At 34.2% G+C, this 1,874-nt stretch carries 1 protein-coding gene; it reads right to left on the reverse strand.

Annotated features, from left to right (window positions below):
* Positions 1 to 1,739: choice-of-anchor L domain-containing protein (locus tag BM024_RS13575; protein WP_177190221.1), on the reverse strand; the 1,739-nt coding region annotated here is incomplete at its 3' end.
* Positions 1,740 to 1,874 lie beyond the last annotated feature (135 nt).

Genomic DNA, 1,874 nt, shown 5'->3' on the forward strand with positions numbered 1-1,874 from the left:
CCCTTCATACTGGACTCTAAATTAAATAGAGTCGTTGCTGTTGGTGACTTACACTGAACCAGATTTAAAGGTGGTTTTTCGATGATGATATCATCGAAATATTCAACTTGAATTGGATCAACTTCTAGGTAACAGTTTACATATTTGTAATCCAAATTTACTCCGTACAAACCTTTAGAACTAATTGTTAAGGTAGGTCCGTTCTCTCCAACTAGATCAACTCCATCTTTGGTCCATTGAATAACATAGTCATTCGGATTCAAATCCGCTTTTAACACCATCGTCTCTCCTGGACACAAAGCACTTCCTCCTTCGATAACCAAGTCGTCTCCTAAACTTGGTGTACCTAAATTAAAACTTCGAGCATTGAAGAAAACAGATGATGCATCTGCATAAAAACCACAAAAATCTGCAATTGCCAATTTTATACGATATTTATTACCTGGTTTAACATAAACCATTTCTGAACTCATCGGCACTGTCATTCCAGCATAATTAACAGGAGCTCCCAACGGATCTTGTTGATTATTGTCGAAATGTTGCCAATAATATTGCGGATTAAAACTTGCACATGCTGCACCTGACTTATTAGAATCACGAATCGTTGATAAAGCTATAGGTTGCGTAGTGCCAGGAACTAATGCTAAATTCTGTCCAACACCGGAAGTTATATCAGTAAGCCAAGCTGCAAACAAAGCTCCCCCCGGTTGGCAAACAACGGAACAATTCTTATGATAACTATCCGAAACAAATAAATACTCAAATTTTAAAGAATCCTTAATCGGAACAAAATCAAATTCTAAAACAGCTACAGCCTTTTGACTACCAAAACCAACACCACCTACTTGATCAATAACCTTATTTAAGTCTGGATCGCCAATCCAAAAAGGTACACGTTCTTTGGGTGCTTCGAAACCCCTATAAGGCCCAGGAATATATTCAACAGCATTAGTAGACAAAACAATACCCTCTTCAAAAGGAAAATCAGCACCGTTGCTATTAAAATACCCTAAAGTATTTACTTTATTCTTACCATCACCTGCTTGATATTTAATGTTAGATACCAAATCACAACCCGATTGTACTAAAATATCTTTAACTAATTGCTCAACCGTATATTGCTCTCCACTAGGGCTCACTCTAATTGCAGGAGGAGCAGTGGATACACATACTTTAAAATCATAATCAGAATTATCCGTAATAGCAATTCTTATAAAATAAGTCCTACCAATAACAAGGTTCTTTAAAACTAGTGGATTATTTGTAAAGTTACTTACATTAAAACAAGCTACACTTTTAGAGTCAATAGAATTACAAGTCCTGTCATAAACAGCACCATAAATACTATAGTTGACTTTATTTACATCTAAAATCTTTACTTGATGGATTGGTCCAGTCGCAACAAACTTAAACCAAATGTCTTTTGAATATTTTGTCGGATGACAACTGGGTTGTACCGTAGTACTAAGAGTCGCATCTATCAAACTTCCAGAAGCAGTTAAAGTACAGGTTATCTTTTCATTAACAGGAACTAATATAGCATTTACACAGTCATCATTCGAAGGTGCTACTAAAAAAACATCTTCAACAGTAGACAAAATAGTGGAATATAAATCCGTAGGAAGCTCAGCCACTTCAATCTCCGACATCTCAAAATTCTTACTAGCGAATAAAAAGAAAATCGATAGAAAAAAAACAAAAAATAAGACAGTACCTTTTTTAACTAAAGCTGTTTTCATAATGAATAATTAATCATTAAAAGTATAAAAAAAATCTTAAAATATTTTTTTTATTTCACATTTAATTAACTTTAACAGAAGTAAAAAAGGGTGAGACATCACTATCTCACCCTTTTCTATTATAAAAACATAGAA

Origin of the sequence: Myroides guanonis, from assembly GCF_900114085.1 — a bacterium.
Lineage (GTDB): Bacteria > Bacteroidota > Bacteroidia > Flavobacteriales > Flavobacteriaceae > Flavobacterium > Flavobacterium guanonis.